General features: G+C 34.2%; 19 protein-coding genes. 17 read left to right on the forward strand and 2 right to left on the reverse strand.

Going from position 1 to position 19,878, the window contains the following annotated elements; all coding sequences use genetic code 11:
* Positions 1–130: 130 nt before the first annotated feature.
* The 16 genes from T335_RS0114625 to T335_RS0114715 all read left to right on the forward strand — a co-directional run bounded on the left by T335_RS0114625 (position 131) and on the right by T335_RS0114715 (position 16,544).
* Positions 131–685: a GNAT family N-acetyltransferase gene (locus T335_RS0114625; protein ID WP_026478210.1), complete on the forward strand. Its 555-nt coding sequence runs from the start codon at positions 131–133 to the stop codon at positions 683–685.
* A 230-nt stretch (positions 686–915) separates the two neighbouring features.
* Positions 916–1,383 carry a GNAT family N-acetyltransferase gene (locus T335_RS0114630; RefSeq protein ID WP_026478211.1) on the forward strand — a complete coding sequence of 156 codons (468 nt, stop codon included), beginning with the start codon at positions 916–918 and terminating at the stop codon, positions 1,381–1,383.
* A 387-nt stretch (positions 1,384–1,770) separates the two neighbouring features.
* Complete coding sequence (locus tag T335_RS0114635) at positions 1,771–2,313, forward strand: GNAT family N-acetyltransferase (protein WP_242837309.1); 543 nt, start codon at positions 1,771–1,773, stop codon at positions 2,311–2,313.
* 413 nt (positions 2,314–2,726) lie between these two features.
* Positions 2,727–4,166, forward strand: a complete 1,440-nt coding sequence (locus tag T335_RS0114645; protein WP_026478213.1) for an ApeA N-terminal domain 1-containing protein — start codon at positions 2,727–2,729, stop codon at positions 4,164–4,166.
* Positions 4,167–4,491: 325 nt separating this feature from the next.
* A complete protein-coding gene (locus T335_RS0114650; protein WP_026478214.1) occupies positions 4,492–5,274 on the forward strand; it encodes an endonuclease/exonuclease/phosphatase family protein in 783 nt (260 codons plus the stop codon).
* A gap of 242 nt (positions 5,275–5,516) precedes the next feature.
* Positions 5,517–6,584, forward strand: coding sequence for a hypothetical protein (locus T335_RS0114655; protein ID WP_026478215.1), 1,068 nt, complete (start codon positions 5,517–5,519; stop codon positions 6,582–6,584).
* A gap of 227 nt (positions 6,585–6,811) precedes the next feature.
* Positions 6,812–7,327: an AAA family ATPase gene (locus T335_RS0114660; protein WP_026478216.1), complete on the forward strand. Its 516-nt coding sequence runs from the start codon at positions 6,812–6,814 to the stop codon at positions 7,325–7,327.
* A gap of 244 nt (positions 7,328–7,571) precedes the next feature.
* Complete coding sequence (locus T335_RS0114665) at positions 7,572–8,273, forward strand: hypothetical protein (RefSeq protein ID WP_026478217.1); 702 nt, start codon at positions 7,572–7,574, stop codon at positions 8,271–8,273.
* A gap of 275 nt (positions 8,274–8,548) precedes the next feature.
* Positions 8,549–9,250, forward strand: coding sequence for a hypothetical protein (locus T335_RS0114670; RefSeq protein ID WP_026478218.1), 702 nt, complete (start codon positions 8,549–8,551; stop codon positions 9,248–9,250).
* A gap of 263 nt (positions 9,251–9,513) precedes the next feature.
* On the forward strand, positions 9,514–10,581 hold the full coding sequence (locus T335_RS0114675) for a DUF3800 domain-containing protein (RefSeq protein ID WP_026478219.1): 1,068 nt from the start codon (positions 9,514–9,516) through the stop codon (positions 10,579–10,581).
* 681 nt (positions 10,582–11,262) lie between these two features.
* Positions 11,263–12,081, forward strand: a complete 819-nt coding sequence (locus T335_RS0114680; protein ID WP_026478220.1) for a GNAT family N-acetyltransferase — start codon at positions 11,263–11,265, stop codon at positions 12,079–12,081.
* A 229-nt stretch (positions 12,082–12,310) separates the two neighbouring features.
* Entirely contained in the window at positions 12,311–12,607 is a 297-nt protein-coding gene (locus T335_RS0114685) for a hypothetical protein (protein ID WP_026478221.1), read from the forward strand.
* Positions 12,591–13,664 carry a hypothetical protein gene (locus tag T335_RS0114690; protein ID WP_026478222.1) on the forward strand — a complete coding sequence of 358 codons (1,074 nt, stop codon included), beginning with the start codon at positions 12,591–12,593 and terminating at the stop codon, positions 13,662–13,664. Before T335_RS0114685 ends, T335_RS0114690 begins: the two co-directional genes overlap by 17 nt.
* Before the next feature lie 294 nt (positions 13,665–13,958).
* Positions 13,959–14,729, forward strand: coding sequence for a hypothetical protein (locus tag T335_RS0114695; protein WP_026478223.1), 771 nt, complete (start codon positions 13,959–13,961; stop codon positions 14,727–14,729).
* A gap of 446 nt (positions 14,730–15,175) precedes the next feature.
* Entirely contained in the window at positions 15,176–15,718 is a 543-nt protein-coding gene (locus T335_RS0114705) for a GNAT family N-acetyltransferase (RefSeq protein ID WP_026478224.1), read from the forward strand.
* 322 nt (positions 15,719–16,040) lie between these two features.
* Positions 16,041–16,544, forward strand: coding sequence for a zinc metalloprotease (locus T335_RS0114715; protein WP_026478225.1), 504 nt, complete (start codon positions 16,041–16,043; stop codon positions 16,542–16,544).
* A 419-nt stretch (positions 16,545–16,963) separates the two neighbouring features.
* On the opposite strand, the gene T335_RS20890 is transcribed toward T335_RS0114715, so the two are convergent.
* Complete coding sequence (locus T335_RS20890) at positions 16,964–17,815, reverse strand: transposase (protein ID WP_330371253.1); 852 nt, start codon at positions 17,813–17,815, stop codon at positions 16,964–16,966.
* On the reverse strand, positions 17,815–18,270 hold the full coding sequence (locus T335_RS22935) for an IS110 family transposase (protein ID WP_330371254.1): 456 nt from the start codon (positions 18,268–18,270) through the stop codon (positions 17,815–17,817). The genes T335_RS20890 and T335_RS22935 overlap by 1 nt, the downstream gene beginning before the upstream one ends.
* A 370-nt stretch (positions 18,271–18,640) precedes the next feature.
* On the opposite strand from T335_RS22935, the gene T335_RS21740 reads away from it, so the two are divergent.
* Entirely contained in the window at positions 18,641–19,621 is a 981-nt protein-coding gene (locus tag T335_RS21740) for a restriction endonuclease (RefSeq protein ID WP_051569343.1), read from the forward strand.
* Positions 19,622–19,878 lie beyond the last annotated feature (257 nt).

Below are 19,878 nucleotides of genomic sequence, written 5' to 3' on the forward strand. Positions count from 1 at the left end.
GTGCTCCGACCCAAACCTTTTCGCTGGGAGACAAGCTCCACCAAGAGGTATTTCTTTGAGGTCCAGCTCAAAGGCTTCGGCAATGCGAAACGTTATCTGAAACTTTAAATGAGTTTTAGGAGGCAATAAAATGAATGAAATAAATAAAGAGTTTTTAAAAAACAATGAAATAATACTTGAACGAGCAAACTCTGACAACGTTGATTTATTAATACAATGGACACTTGATCCAGTTGCTCAAGGTCCTTATAAAATAGTACCTAATGTGTCGAAAGATCAATTGAAAACATTATTCTTAAATAATAAAGAACGACATTACTTTTTGATAAAAGATAAGTTTAATAGACCAATTGGAAGGTTTTATTATAGAGAATGGAAGTTTGATAGAGACATTGGAAAAATTGATTGGGAACTGAATATATTCATAGCTAATCCTGATGAAAGAGGAAAAGGTTATGGAACCGCAGCTCAATCGTTGGTTATAGACTATTTAAAAAGACTTAAGGAAACAAAAAGTATCTTTGCTTATACTATGACTAGTAATATTGCAGAGCAGAAGTCTTTAGAAAAATGTGAGTTTAAATTTATGGGTAATTTACCTAATAAATATTATAAAATCGATTTGGATGGTTTGAACCCAAATGATTTTGTATTATTTGTTATTGATAACTTTAGTAATGATTAGTACTTGCAAGCTCCAGATAACAGCATGTTTACGGGAGGTGCTGGAAGCGCGTATTTAGGGAAAGGTCATTGCACCACATCCCTTCACCGGGAACGAAGTTCCGCCAGGAAGTGGATCAAGGGGTCCGGCTCAGGGACGTCGTAAACACTAAAAACGTTATATAACATGGGAGGGAGGCCGTCGCGTCCTGCGACGGAGATTTAGCGATATATTTTCAAGGAGGATTAAACATGTTAGATATAGTGACTATAACTGATAAAGAACAAAAAGGAATAATATGTGAAAGTATTCTAAGAGCTTTGCCAAATTGGTTTGGAGTTGAGGAGTCAATTATTGATTATGTTAAAACTACAAAGGAAATGCCTTTCTTTGCAGTATATAGCGATAGCGAAGCTGTGGGATTTGTTGCTATTAAGATACATAATAGATATACTGCAGAAGTTTGTGTGATGGGTATTTTAAAAGAATTTCATAGGAAGGGTATTGGTAGTTTATTGATAAGGAAATGTGAACAATTTTGTAAAGAGAATGACATTGAGTTTCTGACAGTTAAAACTCTTGATGAATCTAGGCTAAGCAAAAGTTACGAAAAAACACGTCTTTTTTATGTCTCTATGGGATTTAGACCATTGGAAGTATTTAAAACGCTTTGGGATGAAAGTAATCCTTGCCTTTTTATGGCGAAATATATTAATTAAGATCCAAATAATTAAGTAAAGTGTATTTGCTTAAGGGGCCTACGTCCTATCGGCCTCCTAGTCACGGGTCCTCCCACGTTACATAACAATATGTTTTCGCAAGGGTGCTGGAAGTACGTATAGAGGGAAAGGTCAGAGCACCACATCCCTTCTCCGGGAACGAAGTTCCGCCAAGACGGTCTATCTTTAGGGTCCGGCTAGGGACGTCGTAAACACGGAAACGTTATCTGCAATCCTTAGAATAATATAGTGAGAGTAGTTACCTTGTTACCTTGATGTTGAATGAAGGAATAAGTGTAAAAAGTAATATTCGTAATAGATGGAAAATTTGCAATAAGGCATAAGTAAGTTAAAAAATCAAAAGAAAGTGAAAAAAGGGGAGACTGGATGTTGATAAAACTTAACTTACTTGAAAAAGAAGATCTGAATAAAATTGTAGAATGGAATGCAAATAAATCTGCTGATGATTTATTACAATGGGCTGGACCTATTTATGAGTATCCTTTAACACATGCACAAATTGAAAATTATTTTTTAAATGAAGTGAAAAAAGACAATTCTAATATCTTTGTCTATAAAATACAACTTGTTAGTACAGATAAAGTTATCGGGACTATTGAGTTACGTGAAATAGATGAGAAAAATAAAACTGGCAAAGTTTGTAGGTTTCTAATTGGAGAAGAAGGTATTCGAGGAAGAGGTATTGGAGCTGAGGTTTTAAAAGAAGTATTACGAATTGGATTCAAAGATTTAAAATTTGAAAAGATAACGCTTGCTGTATTTGATTTTAATAAAAGTGCAATTAAATGCTATGAGAATGTAGGATTTAGAAAAGTAAAATTTACAGAAAATGCAAGAATGACAGTAAACGAGAATTGGAACTTATATGAAATGGCTATTTTGAAAGATGAATGGAATACAAAAAGATAAGTAAATCACACCATCTAAAGAATGAAGAAGCTAGATAAATGGTTAATTTGCACAATCTTTTAAATGCGTTATTAATGAATAATAGGAATTGGTTTGGTGAGTGTAGAAGTTTTTTTCTCAACCGGACAGCAGATAACATTATGTTTGCACAAGGTTGCTGGTAGGAGTGCTTTTGTGGAAAGATCAGCGCACCACATCCCTTCACCGGGAGCGCAGCTCCTCCAAGGGGAAAGGTCAAGTGGGTCCGGTTCAGGGTCGTCGCAAACACGGGAACGTTATAAGACATGGCAATATCGGGGTTACTCTTTTGGGTTTATTTGATGAAAAGTAGTATATTGTATAACAGTAGAATTATGAGTAAAGGTATTGTACTCATTAAATTGTAAATAAAAATACTGAAGGAAGTGATAATGATGCCAGAAATCCAGAAATATGGTGGTACTTGGAAGCTCTATGAAAAGGAGAAACTATATCAAGGAGAACTGCATATAAACTACGAAAAGCGTATAATTGTACTCGAGATACTTCTTCCTGCAAGTGAAGGAAACCCTGTGCCTCGACCACCTTACAAGGGAAAAATTCCATATATATGTGGGACGCTTTTCTCAGGTGCAAGAATTCTTTTATACGATTGTCAGACTGGGCGAGAGCATAGTCAGGTAATGTCTTATACTCAGCAAATTATTTATGCCAATTATGCTTTTTGGGGCCTAAGTGTAAATTTTGAAGAAGAAACTGAATCTACCAAAACAATTTTCGATTTTGGTGAAATTATTGAATGGTCAGGTTTATGTAATTATCAATGGAAGTTTGCTGATGAAGGAGTTTCTAACCTCATGTGGTTTCAGCAAGATCCTGTTACCTTTGATCTAAGTGAGAATCTCGAGATAACATTTTTCCCTAGCCAAGGAAGTATAGGTGGAGATATGTACGGAAAAGAGATAAAAGCTAATCAACATATTTTTATTGAATTTACATACAAAACACCTACCACCTTGGACTTGATAATGGAAGATGCTTTATGTATTCAATACTTAATCGGCCTAGGAGTTAATCAGAAAGTAGAGATTTATAAAGCTCAATATTGTCATTCATCTATGTTTATGGAGTTCTCCAAAGACGATGGAACATTAGAAAAGGTGCATAGACCCGCTGATATGATTATTGGTACAGGAAAGATAGAACCTAGTCAAAATACGAATCGATACGATTGTTTATATACATTGGACGATATAAAGGGAAGCGATGCTTTTATCAAATGGCGGGAAAACTACTCTATGCTCAAGCCAGTTTTGGACTTATATTTTACAGCTTTTTCTAAAACTGCAGGCACTTCTGAGATGTTGTTCTTAAATCTCACACAAGCCTTGGAAACCTATCATGCTCGTTTTATAACTGATGATGCAAAAGTATATTTAGGTAGAGTAGATAATGTGGTTCATTCTTTCTGTCAAGGAAACAGCAATACAGCACAGTGGAAGAACTTCTTGATAAATGAAGAGCAAAAGAAAAATACTAGTAGGATTTATTTGAGAAGCCGCCTTGCTGATTTAGTTTTTGCAAATGGAATACTACCCTTTTGGCCAGACGGAAGTTCTCAAAGTGACTATATACGCAAAATCGTAGATACACGAAATTATTATACACACTATAACCCAGCAAAACTAGATAAAGCATTTACTAAAGTAGAACTTCCTAGGGTGAATAGTCATCTTTTAACTCTTTTAGAGTATCATTTATTGATTCTGATGGGATTTGATACTGATAAAGTTAGAGAGAAAACTGTTGAAAAGATACGACGAATCGATGATGGATACAGAATTCAAGAGTATATAAATGATATCGAGAGATGAGAAGTAGAACTATAACAAAAATGAAGCATACATGTGAATTTCATTATGAGCGAAGGAATATAGAAAAGCAGTTGCCACATCTTATAACAATGCATTTGCATAAAGGTGCTGGACGCACGTGTCAGGGGAAAGGTCAGAGCATCACATTCCTTCACTGGGAGCGAAGCTCCGCCAAGGGGTATTCCTTTGGGGTCCAGTTCAGAAACGTCGCAAATGCGAACCGTTAGAAGACATGGCGATTTCAGGGTAGTTCTCTGAGGTCTGTTGGTGAAAACGCGATATTTTTATTAGGCGAGTGTTTAAAGATATGAGGGAGTTGATTTCTATGAAAATAGCAACTTATAATGTTTGGAATGAAAATAAAGGTAAAGGTAATCGATTTGACCAATTAATAAATGAAATAAATACTATTGATGCAGATATTATTGGACTACAAGAAGTAACCGAGAACTTTTATAGCAATTTCCTATTAACAAAAACAGGTTATGAATTTTGCGAATTTAGAAAATATAAAGATGAGAACGAAGGTCTGGCTATTCTGAGTAAGTACCCGATAAAAAGCTGCTTTTTTCTTAATACGAGCGAAGAATTTGCCCATAGTGCTGCAATTAATGTAATTTTTGAGGTAGGCAAATCATGCTTTTCATTAACTAACGTTCATCTGCCTTGGGATTCGATAAAAACACAAGAAGAACAGATTGTTGCTATTGATAGGTATATTCACATGCAAAAGGGGCAAGCAGATTATTTTATTTTGTTGGGTGATTTCAACGGAGGTTTTAATTCAAGTATCCATAGATATTTGAATGGTGAACAAACAATAAATGGAAATGAATCAAATCCATATTGGGATGAACTATCAAGTGCTTTTGCGTCATTAAATGGATTACCATTAAAGCCTACACTTGATTTTATCAACAATCCTAGATGGGGTGGGAAAAATACGTTCTATATTCCCAGTGTAGTTGACAGGATATATATATTGGACAATTGGGCTGAAAAAACATTAAAAGATGTAAGAATCTTTGGAACAGATATTTCTCCAGAAAACAACCTTTCAGCAAGTGATCACTACGGTGTTGCTGCAGAAGTAGACTTTATAAAGTGAGCATAGTACATCTGGAGAAAAGATATCGCCACATCTTCTAACAATACATTTGCATAAAGTGCTGGAAGCATGTTTTTAGGGAAATGTCAGAGCACCACACCTTCTCACTGGGAGCGAAGCCCTGTTATGGGGTATTACTTTGGGGTCCAGTTCGAAGGCGTCGCAAATGCAGAAACGTTATATGACAAAGATAGTAGAATAAGATGTGTAGAAATAAACTTTGAAAAAAAGGGGGAACTAAAATGCAAGAAGAGATACTAGAATTAAGTGATAATGAAGTATCTATAACAAAAGAAAAATATGAGCAAAGGGGCTATGTTACTCTACCAGTTTGTGAAGAAGATTTTAAGGATTTTATATGTGGTATTTTAGGAGAAACCCAGTCTCTTGAAGGTAGGTTATTCGGTAAATTTGATGTTGGTTTACAAGATATTAAAAACTTATATTATTTAATACAACAAAGGGTTGAGCAACAGAATAAATCTAAACTTATACAATTTATCACTAAAATTATTTATCACGATAATTCTTCAATAACTCTTAATAGTTTCGATGAATTATGTACTTTCAACGAAGTGAAGCCAGTTGTACCAAGTTCAGTTCACATTAAATGGGTTTACTTAATTCAATTCGAAAATAAGAGAATGGCTGAAAAACAAGAAATAGAGGTTTCGATTGTACGCGACAAAGTATTAAAGCGAAAACACTATGAAGATTTTATTGTAAATATGATTAATAGAACTGGTTTCATTGAGTATAGAATAAAGCATTCAGCAAGAACTTGGGGAGTTGATATAGAAGCATTATTAACCACACAAATTAAAGGATTACTTACCGAGTCAAACCGATTTAAAACCTTTTTAATGGAGAAAAGTGGAACAGTTGGTACTACTATTAGTTTATCTTTGTTTGCTACATCGATTGCAGGTATATATATAGCAACAAAAAGTTTTACTAATAATGCTATGTTAATGGTTAATAGTAATCTTAATAATAATCTTACAACAGTAGAAGATAAGTTAAATTTTATTGGGACTTATATTGCTAATGGAGACTGGTTTAAATTTAATAACAGCGTAATATTATTTGCTATTATTATGCTAGTTGTATCTTTAATTATTGGAATTTGGATTAGTGAGGTTATGGAAATAACTGAATCTAGTTTTATTAATCTTACAGAAGAATCTAAAAAATTTAAGAATAAACAAATCAAAAAACAAAATAGGCAACTATTCAAGTTTATTGCATCAATATTTCTTAGTATTTTAACAAGTGTTTTTGCTAATTTTATTTTTTATTACCTTAATTAGTATATTAATGTTGTTAGACTTTTCTTCGTCATATAACCACATGTTTACGGGAGGTGCGGGTGGGCACGTGTCAATGGAGAGGTCAGCGCACCACATCCCTTCACCGGGAAGCATAGCTCCGCCAAGACGGTCTATCTTTGAGGTCCGGTTCAGGGACGTCGTAAACACGAAAACGTTATATGACAGAAAAGTAAAGGTGTACATAAGCAAATTGAGGAGGCATATCAATGTTTTTATTACAGATGGCAGGCTTTCCGGGCAGTGGGAAATCTACATTATCAAGAGCGATTGCAAATAAAATGGATGCAATAGTTATTGATAGAGATATTATAAAAAATGCAATGGTTGAATCTGGAGTATCTCAAGAAATTGTTGCAAATGCTTCTTATATGGTTGTATATGATTTAGTTAAATTCTATTTAGGAATGAAAAGAAGTGTGATAATAGATACGCCGTGCTATTATCATGAAATATTGAACTATGGAATTGAAAAAGCAAATGAGTTTGGAGTAGATTATAAATATATTGAGTGTAGAGTAGAAGACTACTCAATAATAGAAGAAAGACTTAAAAGCAGGGAAAGTCTTGTTACTCAGATTAAGAGTACATCAAAAGAGAATTTCGAGTACTCCAAGGATAAATCAAAGAAACCTCAAGATGGAAATTATATAGTTGTTGATACTAGTCTAGATAATGACGCTAACATGGAGTTAATAATAAGATATTTAGAAAAGAAAAATTGAAGGAATGGAATGGGTTAAGTAGAGTGATATGCATGATTCCACCATATAACAACATGTTTACGGAAGGTGCGAGCGGGCTCGTTTTAGGGAAAAGTCAGCGCACCACATCCCTTCACCGGGAACGAAGTTCCACCAGGACGGTCTATCTTTGGGGTCCGGCTCAGGGACGTCGTAAACACTGGAACGTTATCGGAAATTCAGCTTTAGATTCGTAATTATACAAAGATATATAAGGAGAGAAGATATGTTAAAATTCATTAGAAGACTATTTGAAACACTAAAAAGGCTAGATGGCATATTGACAAGAGAATATTTCGGGTCATTCAATGGCTTTTTTCTAGTTTTTGTAGGAATAATAGCTTTTGCAGGAATAGGAAAAGTAATAGATGATTATTTTGGCATTAATGTTTTTTTTAGAATAGCAGCTTTTATCTTGGGTACATTTATTTATTCTTTAATGCCATTTGCGGTTTATACAGAAGGTAAAATACGAAGTTTTATTGTTTTTGGAAAGAAAGAAAAGCATACTGATATAATGAAAAATTTCACCTTTAAATCATACATTATTTTTTTATTTGTGTTTTCTTATCTAGCCATATTTCCTATGATTGGAATACCAATCCTTTTTACAATCTTTAATATCGAGTTTTTGGGGGTGTTTCTAGCTTCTAATGCAGTAGGAGTTATTTATACAAATTTTGTGCTTATTTCTATACTTTGGTTTTCATTTCATATTGTATATTCAACTGTTAGTTTGCAAAAAGTTAGATCAAGAATTGCACAGTATATTGCAATTGGCTCTACTCTAACTTTGATATTCAATATTCATAACATAAAGGATGCGTCATTCCTAATGTCCTGTTTGCTGATAAGTTATTTTTGGATTCAATATCTTATTGAATTAAGAGAGGAAGAAATTAAGACGAGTATGGAAGATGTTTTCTAAGTATTGAAGTGTTGAACTTCCGATAACAACGTGTTTACGGGAGGTGCTGGTAGGCACGTGTTTCGGGAAAGGTCAGCGCACCACACCTACCTACTGGGTGGCAAGCACCGCCAAGGCGGTCTATCTTTGGGGTCCAGTTCGAAGGCGTCGTAAACACAGAGACGTTATAAGAAATGGCGATAGTGGGCTGTTCCTAAGGTCTTGTTGAGAAAAGCAAGAGATGCTTAATTATGTTGATAAATTGTAAGATTATATGTTTTGGGAGTTGATGTGAAATGTGTACAAGCTTTATTGAACGTAGGGATAGTGTGTTTGTTGCCATGAATTTTGATAACAATGGTATGCCATTCAATCTAAAAAAAGACTTAAAAAGTTTTGTGGTATTTGTGGACGGAGGAAGAGGGAAATATCCTTCTTTTGGAGTTAACAGTGATGGAACTTTTATTAATAATTTGATGGTTGATTCAAATGGAAAAGGTTTATACAAAAGGGCAAGCAAAAAAGTTACCCATACTTCAAAATTAGTGGGTGATGTTCTCGACCGTATAATTGAGCCTGATGAAATAAACAGATATTTGGAAAACATTGAGGTTGTGAATGGTCCTGATTTCAGTGTTCACAACATGATTGTTGATAGGCATGGTAATGTTTGGGTTGTCGAACCAGGACGCGGGGTAATTTGTAGTCCTACCAAAGAAACACCATATTTTGTAATGACAAACTTTTCATTGTGTGATTATAAAGAAAGTGGAGAATTGAAAGGTGATGGGATAGATAGATATAAAACTGCAAAGAAACTGTTGGATAAGCCTGATAATTTAGATGTGGGTGCAGCTTTTCAAATACTAGAAGCGGTAAAACAAAGTAGTGGTGAGTGGACAACATCCTTTTCTATGGTTTATTCGCAGAAGGAAAGCTCTGTGTACTATTGCGTGAATGGTGATTTTAAAAATATTTCAAGACATTCGTTTACTTAGAAATTTAGCTTAATAAGATGTTGAGTTTCTTCATACTCTTTTCAAAAAACATGAAGTATTATAGAGGGGAAAAGACATCGCCACTCCTTATAACAGCGTGTTTAACACAAGGGTGCTGGTAGGCACGCTTTTAGAGAATGGTCAGGCACCACATCCCTTCACCGGGAACGAAGTTCCGCCAAGGGGTAGGCTCAGGTGGGTCCGGCTCAGGGACGTCGTAAACACGGGACCGTTTTCTGAAATTTAAATTAGGGGGGCAGTAAATGGAATATAAAATATTTATGGATGAAAGCGGAAATACAGGAAATCCCAAATATACAAATAAAGGTTGGAACTTTCGTGAACAGCCTAATTATGCTGTAGGTGCCATTTGTATTAGACAAGATTTTGAGAATGATTTGAAAAAGGAAATATTGGAATTACTATACTCATATGATAAAGAACTTGGAACAACAAAGGAGTTGAAGTCTACTACAGATTATTGGTTTAATAATGAATTACTGATTAAATTGTATAATATATTTCAGAAGTATAAAACCATATATTATTTTGATATTATTGGGAAACGTTTCAATATAGTAAAATACTTAGTTCATTATTGTTTGTTTCCAGAATGTATAATTGATTTTGATAGTGAAAAGCTTGATAGAAAAGTGCAATTTGCTACTTTAGCATATAACAATATAGATGATGATCTTCTCGGTGAGTTTGTTGAACTATGCAAGATTGACACAGAATTTGAGCTACTTAGAGACCACTATATTGATTTTTTAGTAAAATTAAAAAATGGAGTTAAAGAAAGAGAAATTAAGGAAAGGGTAGATAATGCTATTATGTCATATAGAAATAAGGCAATTCCATTGTCTCGACTTATTCCTATAGAAGATTATACTAATAAAAGTAAGTTAATGAGATTGTTACCGAATATAGATAGTTTTAATAATGCTGTTGCTTCAATTTCAACATTAAAATTGAAGTCTTCAGATAAAGTTAATATATATCATGATGTTCAAGAACAGTTTGGAAATTCGTATGAAAAGTGGATAGAACAAATGAATGGATTAGGTATTAGTAATATTAAAGGTATTCAGTTTGTTAAGTCTGAAGAAAGTATTTTTATTCAGGTAGTAGATTTTTTGGTTGGAAACTTATTGAAACTATACGAGAGACTTGTGAATAATAACACAGTCAAAAAAGAAGATAGATTATTCGGTAGAAGTGTTCAAGAATTGCTATATAATACCAATGTAGTATCAACTAAATATATTCAAGAGCAATTCTTTTCTTCATTACAAATGAAGTATGGCAACACTCCCAGACCGAGGTTATGATATATTGCAACTTCAGATAACACGTCATTTTCCTACATTCCTTCCGATGACACAGTCCTTGCGAGGCAAGCACTGCGCCACTTTTTTCCTCTAAGGCGTTAAAAGGTAGGAACGTGGAACAATACATTTGCATAAAGATGCTAGAAGTAGGGACTAAGGGAAAGGTCAGAGCACCACATTCCTTCACCGAGAGCGGAGGTCGGCCAAGGGGGAAGATCAAGTGGGGCCGGTTCAGGGACGCCGTAAACAAGTAGACGTTATGTTATAACACCCTTAATATACCCCTTCCAATACACCCAGTTCTTTCCCCTCCCTACGGGGGCATGTTTCTTCCTACAACAAATCCAAAGAGTTACTTTGTAAACATACAGTATTAACTGTCGAAAAATAAAACAATTTGACGAAGGATTTATAAAGGTAATACTTTATGTCATATAGAAGATATAAAGGACCTACATCTATATATGGGGAAAATTTTAGAAAAGCAGTAGATTTAGTGAAACAACCACTCCATATAAAAAAAGGTATTCACGACGTAAGTCAGAAAATATACTAATATGGTGGTGTTACCGACAGTCAGAAATACCATAGTTAGGCGAAATCCTTACAGAGATAATCGCTAAATTAGGGAGCTGTTGTTTATGAAAGGAAAAATTCAATTTAAGATGATAGGAGAAATAAATGATAAAGGTTGATAATCTATATAAATTAAGCAAACTTGAAAATGTTACAAATGACAATTGTCCTAGTTTTTCAGGGATAGTAGCTGGTGAATGTAAAGGAGATTTATGGGTTGACGAAATTGATAATCCGCAGATTGCAATTGTAAGTTCCTATGCTGTTGGCAGTTTTGCCTTTTTAGGAACGATAAATAATGATCATGAATATATGTGTCTAAATAATTTCATTAAAAATGAGATTTTTGATTTTCTAAAACAAAAAGGAGTTAATTGCTTTGAATTTTCTATAGAAAGCGACAATTTTAAGCCATATATTCTAAGGATGTTTAAGAAAAAGACAATACAAAGGGAAAAGGAATATTCATTTAGAAAAACAGAACAACTTGATATTAATTATTCTTTACCAGATGGCTTCACAATGCAAAGGGTAGATTATAGTTTTTGGAAGAAAATCGTCAATGGTGATTTTGAAAATGAAAATTTTTTAACAAAAAGATTATTGGAGTCTTGGGGAAACTTTGATAATTTCATAAGTAAAAGTCTAGCATTCAGTATTACATATTCGAATAAAATTGTTTCTGTTATTGTAGGAACTGCGAGATTTAAGAATGTAATTCCAATAGATATTGAAACAGATGATAAATTTAAACGTAAAGGATTTGGCTATTATTTAACAGTTGAATTTGTTAATGAATGTTTTAATAAAGGTTTAGTTGTACAATGGGATTGTGTTGAATCCAATGCCAATTCTTGCAAATTAGCAGAGAAGGCTAAGTTAAAATTATTTAGGGAAAATGAAGTTTACTGGTTTGATATATAAGAAGTGAAATCCAGGTGCAGTGTAGACGGACTACGCCTAACAAGCTGATTCCAGTACGCTGCGCACACCCTCTCATACTTCGAGGGCGTCTGGAATCACAGACGTTCTCTGAAATCCTTCAGTACTATGTGCTAACTTCTAAGTGATTGTTTGAAAGGCATTTAGTTCACACTCGGCTAACAATGCGAAGTCTAAAACCAAATATATTAATGATTTAGGTGGTGTGTATATGATTTATGCTAAGGATATTACTGATTTTAACCATGTGAAAGGAATTTTAGATAGTATCAGAAACAATGTTGTTGCATGTGAGAGTATGTATGGAAAGGTATCAGAAGAAGTATTAGAAAACATTACGTTTCAACTATGTGAAATTGAAGAGTTTATTATTGGTCCTCAAAAATACACAGAAACGAACATTATTAATTCGGATTTACGTATGATGGGCTATTGGGAATATATAGATGGCAAATGCAGTTTTTTGGATATTGTTCGGGAGATGAAGGAAAATGAAGGAGATATTTGAGAAAATTACTGACCGTTGTTTATGTGGTAGTAGAGAAAAATATGCTAATTGTTGTAAAGGAAAAATCAATCCAAATGGAAATGAATCTATTCATAAGGAATTTATGGCAGAGCTAGATACTCGACGTAGAAATTATCGAAAGATATGTTTACATCCAAAGGGTGATGAATGTTCTGAGATAAAAAGTCATGCACATTCCATTTCACAAAAGGCTGTGTTAGATTTAATTGCAGAACATGGAAATGTGCTTATGCCAGTTGTTTATGGGATAACAAATGAATTTCAAATGAAACCTATGGGGATTGAATCTAAAGCAACTAAATTATACTGTTTTTGTTCAAAACATGACGGAATATTTTGTGATATTGATAAAAGAAGTGTACACATTAACGAATATTCCTTTTTCCTATACGCATATAGAAGCTTTGCTGCAACGTACTATAAAGTTATTCGTGAGTTAGATTGCTTTGCTAAGTTAAACCAAAAATATGATTGTAATTTCAATCCATATGCAATTCTGATGAATGTGCAAATACAAAATTCAATGCCTGCGTTAGAATGGAATAAAAAGAAATTTGATGATTCAATATTAACAAATAAATATGATTGCCTTGAAAATATATGCTTAACATTACACTACAAAGTATATTTTGCAGTTTCAACATGTTTTAATTTGATGTTTGATATATTCGGAAATAGAATAAACCATTCCGAATACGATTTGCGTATGGTGTATATTTCTGTCATTCCGCAAGAACAACAGACTCTAATTATTTTTTCTTGGTTTAAGGAAGATGATGCACTATATGGATTTTTAAAAGAACAGTTAGAAATTGTTCCAACTCGATATGTACTTAAATATTTAAATAATTTGATTCCTCTTAATTGTGAAAATATGACTGTAGGGCCTGTTCTTTGGAACAATTGGAGTGCCGATGCTCAAAATGAGTTTTTAGAATTGGGAAGTGGTCATTTGATAAATGAAAATGTCAAAAATAATTCATATTCTTATTTTGAAAAAAGAGCTTTCAATCTATTTGAACATATTTCAACTTAATATAGAAAAAATTGAGCTCCGTATTACCCATATACTCCGCACTTAGGAAAGTCTTTGAGTAGAATTAACTTGGAGTGAAATGGTTACGGACTTCAGAAAACAATGCATTGGAAGACATTAAAGAGGCTAAGATAAGAGCTATCTAAGCCTCTACAACGTCTCCAATGCAAAGACGTTGTACGACATTCCTCACATATCAACCTTAGCCTTCTATACTTAAACTGATGGTAGACGATTTGTAAGTAATTCAAAAAATTATATGATAAAAAAATATAAAATAATGGAGGTTTTAAAATGGTTACTATTGATAATGAAAAAGAAAGCACGCTTGTATCAACGGATAATGTAGTTGGTAGGTTATATAACATTATTGAGAAAATTAGACTAAATAATCATGGGAATGCAGAAACTGCCCTTAGTCAAGTATTTTCAATCGAAGAAAATGATAGAGCTTCGATATTCTGCAATTATGCTGAATTATACAGAATGGCTTTAGAAGGTAAGAAGCAAATTGAAAAACATTCACCTAAAAACATTGACAAGTACTTAAATACTATAGATAGCGTTATAGATGGTTTGTCTAAAATTTACTTCAATGCAAGTAAGCATGTTTTGAGTAATGGCTTAGAAAAGTTTGATAGTCATTTTAGTGTAAAATTAATGACCTCACTTGAATTCTGTGCAGAATATCTTTCAAACATGAGTGATGAAGCTATCTTAGAAGACGAAAAAGTTAAGGAATTAATTGTTGATATTGATGAAATAATTCATGACATTTTAGAATGCAATATTGACAAAGAGCTACAGCAGATGCTTATTTTTCAACTAAATAATGTAAGAGAATCGCTATTGAAATATGAGTTATTTGGCACCGAGGGCATTAGGAATGGTATTTCCACAACCTTAGGTAGTTTGATTTTGAATCGGGAGAAAATACATAGCGATAATGATAAAAAAATAGTAGAGAAGGTTTTTGAAATTATTAGCAAAATTAATACTATTGTAAGCTTAGGGAATAACGGCATTAAGTTACTTGGCACTATTATACAGCAAATTGCTGAATAGAAAGTTTAAGTTTCTCATAAAGTACTATTTATTTAAGAAGTTAAGGTTTAATAGTTAGCTATATCTAGTTTAATTTAACAAATATTTAAGAATTTATTTATAATATTAAAAAAGAAAATGACCAGTAGTTTTCATATATAGTAGGATAAAAATAAACTACTAGACGGTTTGTTCATATAACTTAACTAGATATATAATGCTTCTTGTTTTCGTAACCCATGTTAAAGTCAACGTCGTACAACAATGCATTTGCTTAAAGGTGCTGGAAGCACGTTTTGGGGGCGGGTTCAGCACCACACCTTCTCACTGGGAGCGAAGCTCCGCCTAATGGGTATTCCTTTGGGGTCCAGTTCGAAGGTGTCGCAAATGCCAAACGTTATATGAAATGCCACGAAAGGCCGGGCGTCCTGCCCGAATCTAAAGATTAAGAACATTGGGGGAATACCATGAATATTATAGATTTATCATTAAAATCGGATGTACATATCCAGCAAGCCGCAGAACTTTTACTTGATAGCTTTGAACATTCATGGAATACACTTGAAGAGGCTGTTTTAGAGGTTAAAGCATCTTTAGAAAGCAACAGGATTAGTAGAATAGCAGTAAATGACCAAGGTGATTTAATTGGATGGATTGCAGGAATAAAGCAATATGACGGTAACGTATGGGAGATGCATCCATTAGTTGTAAAAAAAAGTTGGCAAGGCAAAGGAATAGGAAGGTTACTAGTTAAAGATTTTGAGAGAAAAGTTTTAGAAGAAGGAGGAATAACTGTTTTACTTGGGACTGATGATGAAACCAATAGTACAACCCTCGGTGGAATAGATATTTATCCAGATATTTATAGGAACATAGAAAATATTAGAAACTTAAAGAACCATCCATATGAATTTTATCAAAAAATAGGATATAAAATTGTTGGTATTATACCAGATGCTAACGGTTATGGTAGGCCAGATATTCTAATGGCAAAGCGAGTAAAAGTTTAAGGGTCAGCCGTCCATGGCTGACTCTGAGCAGGAGGCCGTGGCACTCCATATAACAATGCATTTGCATAAATGGGCTGGAAGCACGTGTCAAGGGAAGGTTCAGCACCACACTCTTCTCACTGGGTGCAAGCACCGCCAGGTAGGGCGGTCAAGCGGGTCCAGTTCGAAGGCGTCGCAAACACGGAGACGTTACCTGCAATCCTTAGCATAATGTTGAGTTAGTAGTTGACTTGTTGTTGAAAGAAGAAATAAATGTGAAAAGAGTTAGTCATATGAGTTGTAAAGCATGAAGTCTAAATAAGAATCTATGGGGGTAATTAATATGGGGATTATACAAATGATTGCTATCGGCTGCTATTATATAATATTATTTCAATTAACTACAATCATTCATGAAATGGGACATGCTATACCAGCAAGAATTCTTAGTAAGGACAAGGTTACTATTCTTCTGGGGGTAGGAAATAACAAAAAAATCTTTAACATTGGAAATTTTATAGTTGTGCTTAGCGGATTTCATCCATTTACAGGATTTGTTAACTATAATGAAGAAAAACTTACAAGGTTAGGAAAATTTATATCAACTTTGGGTGGACCGTTGATATCTTTATTAGTTGGAGTAGGTGGACTGTTAATCGCAGGTAAGATATCAAATACGATTTTGTACAGATTATTTAGATTTGCAGCATTTTATAACTTATATCAATTTGTTGTTACTATAATACCAATAAAATATCCAAATTGGTGGGGTGCATACAGTGGATTTGCAAGTGATGGATACAGGATTGTAACATTTTTAAAAGAGAGTAAAAAGACAATCTGTTAATTGAAATAGTAGATGATAAAATTTTTATAATTTTCTAATAAGATGTCGTAATTTTATTAAAATGCAATATTAGTGAACAAAAGAAATTGGTTGGTGGATGTAGAGGGTTATCGTTAAGCGGACAGCAGGTAACAATGTGTTTACTGGAGGTGCTTGAGGGCACATTTTTCGGGCAGGGTCAGAGCACCACACCTTCTCACTGGGTTGCAAGCACAGCCAAGACGGTCTATCTTAAGGGTCCAGTTCGAAGGCGTCGCAAACACGGAGACGTTATGTGACATCACCAATCAGATAGTCCAGCTAAGAAATGTCAATAGATAAGTCTAAAAATATTTGATATTTCTTCAAGTAAAAAAGGGTAACATTAATAAGCCTTCTGAGAGTATCTCAAAAAACGGAAAGCAGGCTATGGATTTACTTTATGCAGCTTTATCGCATTTAGCTTTTAAGTAATTCTTTTGATGTTCTTCTGGAGTGATGATTGCAAATTTTTTCTCGTCACGAAGTATTGCAAATACGATGTTACAGACTTTGTGCATAACAGCACCAAGGGCAACCATTTTAGGTTTTGACTGACATTTCTTCAAATAGTAATCACGTAGCACGGGATTTTTAGCTGAACCATCTCGGTTCTTGCTGATGCTGATTAAAGCCATTGTATGAAGTACCCTTCTAGCAATACGGGAACCTCGTTTTGACATAGTGATTTTAGAGCCTTCAAACTTCCCGGATTGTTTTACAGCAGGATCCAGGCCAAAGTAAGCAAAAAGTTGCTTAGGCGAGCGGAAAGCAAAGAAATCTCCAATTTCGCTCATCAGGCTTACAGCAGATAGAAAACCAGCTCCTTTGTAAGATTCGATCAGATGGATTTGCTTTACAAAATCGGTAGTTTCATTAGCATCAACCAATTCATGCATATCAGAAAGAATGGAGGATATTTCATCGTCATAGTTTCTGATGAAGCGAATATATAAGCGAATGCGTTTAAAGTTACTGCTTAGAGAATAACCAAAGGAATTGGCATCATTTGCAGCCTGAATTATGGCATTATACTTATTTGTAGCATATGTAAGCCCAAACCTAGCTGTAGAACGTATAGAGTTGATAATTTCATCTTCAGAAGCATTTAGAAATGCGTCAGGAGATGTATAGTTTTCCAATAAGGTAAGAGATGTATTTGTAGTTATTTTAGAAAAGATTTTTAAATACTGTGGAAATATCATTCGCAGTTCACCCTGTAGCTTGTTCACATAAGCAGAGCGGTTATCCATCAGGTCATAATACTCCTTGAAAGATTCCTTAAATTGAGGGCTAGGTCAGATGGCATAAGAGATACCTTTAAATCAGGCTTTAGACCAACTAAGGCAGCCTTTTTTGAATCAAAACGATCATTATGTACTTTTCTAATGTTGATGTTTGTGCTATTCTTAGTGATGATAGGATTGATAACTGAGCAGTTAAAACCCTTATCACGAAGATAGCAGAAGAGTGGGTAATGATAAATTCCCGTGGATTCCAGAAAGATGCGACTTTCTAAGGAATACAGCTCTTCTGCTTCTTTTATTTTGGAAACAGCTAAGCTTAAGGAATTGAGGTCAGAATGCAGGATTTTAAATGGTTTTCCTACAAAGGTTTGGTTAGGAAGTGCGAGAGACATCCAACTGAAGTCTGCACCAACATCAATACCAACTGAAATAAATAAATTTTCAAATAAAATGTTTGACATGAGCAATAACTCCTTTCCGATAGGAATCCATTTCCATTTAATGAGTACACAACCTTGCGAGTTATACGGGTATAGCCTGAGGCTCCCAACCAGCCGAATCATAAAACCTCATTGAATGGACTAATTGACTATTTCATAGGTATGGGTCAGTAGAAACTGACTTCCCAAGGAGGATTACATTCTTTGTCCTATCCTTAAAGATTATACCTTATGAAACAACTGGGGTCTATCTGGAAACCATCAAACATGATAACTAATGAAGTAACTTCTGATGAAGGGAGAATACCTTCTTCAGTTACTTAGATATAGAAAAGGTTAACTAGGTTGTAGCCTTAATGGCTATATCATTATTATACAAGGAGGATTAAAAATGAATGTAACAATGACAGTTAGGGATATTATTGATACAATTCAAGAAGTTATAATATTAAAATCAGGAATGTACTTAAATTATGATGAAATTAAAGATATCTTAAAGAAGATTGATTGCAAACTATCTGATGTTTTACTAAAACACGAGGTAACAACGTACCATAGATTCCGACCAGAAGAAATTGAATTTGTGATTAATGAAATAAGGGTACATATTGGTGAATTGTCAGATTCTAATCCTTTTACTTTACTAAAAATTGTTAAGAATTTTCCTGAACATCAAGATGAGTTTATGATGGTGGTTAAAGAATTAAGCAATTGCATGGACTGGCATAGGAGAGAGTATGGATTAGAAAAACCCTTAGGAAAAGAGTTCGTACAATGCCTTGTAGATAAATCAGGTACTTCTCGAAAGGTGGCAGATTTAGTATTTTATTCTATAGCTCAAAACCTAAATAGAAGTATATCTTATGAGCATTCTATAAAAAACTGGGATGGTGTTGTGAAATTATCAGATTTATTTGAAAGCGAAGTTCTACCTAAACTACCGGATAAGTATTTCGATCAAAGATATATTGACTATCTGTCAAAAAACACCAATTCATTATATGGTATAAATTGGAGGCAATTTGAGGGTCTGACAGCAGAGTTTTTCAACAGAAATGGTTTTGAAATAAATTTAGGAAAAGGGAGAAAAGATGGAGGCATTGATGTATATGCCACTGACTCTAAAACAGGTCAGTTGTTAATTATACAGTGTAAAAGGTATTCAAAAAATAGTAAAGTGGATGTTAATGTAGTAAAGGCACTTTATTTTGATGTTGTAGATAAGAAAGCTGACCATGCTTTGCTAGCTACAACTTCGGAAATATGTTCAGAAGGTAAGAGGATAACAGCTAGAAACTATCCTATATCTTTAGCTGAACATAATAACATAGTTGAATGGGTAAAGTCTATGGAAACAGCTGATAAGCTTTAGATTGCAATGTCTACTAGTGACATCACATAACCACTCATTTGCATAAAGGTGCTGGAAGGAACGTATCAGAGGAAAGGTCAGAGCACCACACCTTCTCACTGGGAGCGAAGCTCCGCTATCGAGTATTCCTTTAGGGTCCAGTTCGAAGGCGTCGCAAATGCAGAGACGTTAATTGACACCACAATGTTGGGGCAGCACGTTGAGGTCAATGGTTTCGTCCCATGTTACTGAACATCAGATGAAAGCTGGGAAGCCTT

Origin of the sequence: Alkaliphilus transvaalensis ATCC 700919 (assembly GCF_000621485.1) — a bacterium.
Classification (GTDB): domain Bacteria; phylum Bacillota; class Clostridia; order Peptostreptococcales; family Natronincolaceae; genus Alkaliphilus; species Alkaliphilus transvaalensis.